Below are 2,799 nucleotides of genomic sequence, written 5' to 3' on the forward strand. Positions count from 1 at the left end.
GTGCCTTCTTCTTTTGCTTCTTCCTTACTTCCGCTTTGTTCAGCTACCTCTTCTACAGCTTTTAAAATCAGATCTTGAATTTTTGCTTTAAATAATGGACTTTCGAATGTTTCGGTCATAACGGCTTGAACATGCTTTCTGTATTCGGCACTTTTTAATATGGTTGTTACTTCTTTTTCGAGTTCCGGGTCTTTCATTACATCAATCATCATTGTTCGATACTCTGGATCCTTCATCAAGTCTTTTAAAAGGGCTTCATTTTCTGTTCTCATGCTTTTTGCTACACTTTCAGAGAACTTTGGATCTTCAAAGGACTTCTTCCAGAACGCTGTCCCTTGATCTGAGGTTAATGCTTTTTCCACTGTATCTGAAACAACTGCTTGGTCCATGATCAACGTTTCCTTCATGGTTTCATCATTCATCACATCTTTTATGGCTTTTTTTCCATCATCTGTCTTTAAGATATCAACTACCATTTTTTTTGTTTCTTCGTAATCCATTTGGCTGCTTGTGTCCGCTTCAGCACAACCAGTTAGAAGTAACCCACTTATTAAAAGAGAGAGCACTAAAGACTTTTTAGGCATGATTAACGCTCCTTTCGATAGTAACTATAGTTTATGATGAAGAAAAACGACAAAAATTATACGTTTCCTGCTCGAACCTAGATTTTTCATACTTTGGTTGGTACAATCAATAAGGAATGATTACATAATTGGGGGAAATTACGTTGAATAGCCGTAACTTGGTAAGGATGTTTTTCTCGACGCTTTTAATCGGGGGAATTACAACAGGAATCGTTGGCTTTATTGTTCGTTGGAAAGAATTCGAGCCGTTTTTTACTGATTTTCAGATAGTTGAAATATTATCAATCCTAGCATGGTTAGTAGGGGTTGGGTTGATATTTAGCCTTATTAGTCAAATGGGCTTCTTTGCCTACTTAACGGTTCACCGTTTTGGTTTAGGTATATTTAAGTCCGTAAAGCTTTGGAATAGTGTACAGGTGGTACTTATCATTTTTGTTCTTTTTGACTTAGTTTATTTACGATTTAATGCTTTTTCTGAAAAAGGAGATAGTCTTGTACCTTATTTAGGACTTGCTTCTTTTATTGCTGTTTGTGGGTTCATTGCGGCATATTACAAAGCGAGACTAACAAATAAAGAAGCATTTATACCTGCGCTCTTTTTTATGATTGTGGTTACTGTGTTAGAGTGGGTTCCCATTCTTCGAGTAAATGAAAATAGTTGGTTGTACTTAATGATTTTCCCTTTGCTTATTTGTAATGCCTATCAGTTATTAGCATTACCCAAATTTATTTCAAATAGTGAAAAGAGCAAAAAGCCGTCAAAATGAGACGGCTTAATTTATTTTATTTCTTTTGAAGATGAGGTGGCATTTGCAATCATTTCGGAAACAGATACGAGTTTTAATCCTTTTTTATTAATATCATCAATAATAGATGGAAGGGCAGCGGCTGTCTGTTTGGCAGAATCTGATGCATGAAGGAGAATAATGTCTCCCTTGGTCGCTTTAGCTGCATTTTCTTGAATGATCTCGACACCCGGATTGGTCCAGTCTTTTGAGTCAATACTCCAATGAATAACAGTAAGTCCAAAACGGTCAGCTACTTTTAAGGTTTTTTGGTCAAAATGACCGGTAGGCGCTCGTAAAAGTTTTATATCCTTTATTCCGAGTTTTCTAAAAGCCTCTTGTGCCCTTGCGATATCCTTTACAATTTTATCTTCTTCTAGCTCGGTATAATCATCATAATTATATCCAAGCATCCCAATCTCATATCCTTCTTTAACAATTCTCTCCACAATATGTGGATGCCTTTCTGCCCAAGAACCTGATAAAAAGAAAGTCGCTGATTTTACATTTTTACTTTTTAAAACATCCAAAATCGGCTCTGCTTTTTCATCACCCCAACCAATATTAAAGCTGACAGCCAAGTCCTTTTCTCCCTTATAGACTGCCTTTGGACCGTCTTTCCCTGAAAACGCTGGTACATTCACATAATTTTCTAAGTACAAAAACCAGGCTGTGAAAAATGCTGCGACTCCTACAAGGATAAATTGTTTTAATGATTTGCCATTTAACACATAGAAAAAGTTCATCCTCTCACCTCGTCCCAAACACTACTTGTCTCAAATCTATTCGAAAAGAATTTGTTTTATGCTTATAAAATGGTGAAATTAGGAACACACTACAATAACTAAATTGTTAAAGGAGTGTACATGTTTTATGCTAGGATTGTTAATCAATGAGAAAGAAGTCAAAGAGATAGAGTATCTTATAAAGAGAGAAATGGATGAGATCTTGTTTGATTTAAAAGATGAGCGAATCGATCATGTTGTAAAGAGAGCTATGGAGGAAAGATACAAAATTCTATTTACTCTGTTTAAGCGTGTGGCACCAGCAAAAGAATGTCTGAAGTACACAAGGTCTGCCAATCAAAGAAAAGAAAATAAAGGATAAAAACTGTTGACTTTATTTTTAAACCTTGTTATATTAATAAACGTCGCTGCAGAACAACGAACTTTATGAAAAAAACATTTTCTAAAAAGTTGTTGACGAGCGATTCAATAAATGGTATATTAAGAAAGTCGCTTTTGAGCGATAGAGAAACAACTTGTTCTTTGAAAACTAAACAAATCATACGTCAACAAAAAAATGATTAGTGTTGAAATATACACTAGCCAACGTTTTAACTTTAAGAGCTAATCTTACTCTTTATTGGAGAGTTTGATCCTGGCTCAGGACGAACGCTGGCGGCGTGCCTAATACATGCAAGTCGAGCG

Annotated in this window: 4 protein-coding genes and 1 rRNA gene; 3 read left to right on the forward strand and 2 right to left on the reverse strand. The window is 35.6% G+C overall.

Features of this window, described 5'->3' with window-relative positions; translation table 11 throughout:
• Window positions 1–584: spore germination lipoprotein GerD (gene gerD / locus ACGLXV_RS25675; RefSeq protein ID WP_391560857.1), on the reverse strand; the 584-nt coding region annotated here is incomplete at its 3' end.
• A gap of 143 nt (window positions 585–727) precedes the next feature.
• Between gerD and ACGLXV_RS25680 the strand changes: the two genes are divergently transcribed.
• The gene (locus tag ACGLXV_RS25680) at window positions 728–1,351 is read left to right on the forward strand and encodes a KinB-signaling pathway activation protein (protein ID WP_391560858.1); all 624 of its coding nucleotides are present in this window, start codon (window positions 728–730) and stop codon (window positions 1,349–1,351) included.
• An 11-nt stretch (window positions 1,352–1,362) separates the two neighbouring features.
• Here the strand turns inward: ACGLXV_RS25680 and pdaB are convergent, their stop codons facing one another.
• Window positions 1,363–2,115, reverse strand: coding sequence for a polysaccharide deacetylase family sporulation protein PdaB (gene pdaB, locus ACGLXV_RS25685; RefSeq protein WP_391560859.1), 753 nt, complete (start codon window positions 2,113–2,115; stop codon window positions 1,363–1,365).
• Window positions 2,116–2,242: 127 nt separating this feature from the next.
• Here pdaB and ACGLXV_RS25690 point away from each other — a divergent pair, with 127 nt between their 5' ends.
• Together ACGLXV_RS25690 and ACGLXV_RS25695 are read left to right on the forward strand one after the other, a co-directional pair.
• A complete protein-coding gene (locus ACGLXV_RS25690; RefSeq protein ID WP_119706296.1) occupies window positions 2,243–2,476 on the forward strand; it encodes a hypothetical protein in 234 nt (77 codons plus the stop codon).
• A 255-nt stretch (window positions 2,477–2,731) separates the two neighbouring features.
• A 16S ribosomal RNA gene (locus ACGLXV_RS25695) occupies window positions 2,732–2,799 on the forward strand; the annotation flags it as partial.

Source organism: Robertmurraya sp. (genome assembly GCF_036676585.1).
Lineage (GTDB): Bacteria > Bacillota > Bacilli > Bacillales > Cytobacillaceae > Robertmurraya_A.